1 protein-coding gene is annotated in these 289 nt (G+C 46.4%); it reads left to right on the top strand.

Features of this window, described 5'->3' with window-relative positions; translation table 11 throughout:
• A partial coding sequence (locus GPK88_RS19905) for a recombinase family protein (RefSeq protein WP_215708051.1) occupies positions 1–289 on the top strand: 289 nt, incomplete at both ends.

Raw genomic sequence — 289 nt, forward strand, 5'->3', positions numbered from 1 at the left:
CGCCCGCAGAAAAAGCCTATGCGTGGACGATAGCACAGGTCAAGAGCATTTTGAAAGAGGAAACCTACATCGGTCACAGCGTTCACAACAAGCAGAGCAACATTTCATTCAAGAACAAGAAAAAGGTGCGGAAGCCGCAGGAAGAATGGTATCGTGTGGAAAATACCCACGAAGCCATCATTTCCGAAGAAGTGTTCCAAAAAGTTCAAGAGCTGATTGCAAGCAGACGCAGGAAACGCAGAAACGGTACGACACAGATTTTCGCAGGATTGATAAAATGTGCAGACTG

This window comes from Blautia sp. MCC269 (genome assembly GCF_018785655.1).
GTDB lineage: Bacteria > Bacillota > Clostridia > Lachnospirales > Lachnospiraceae > Blautia_A.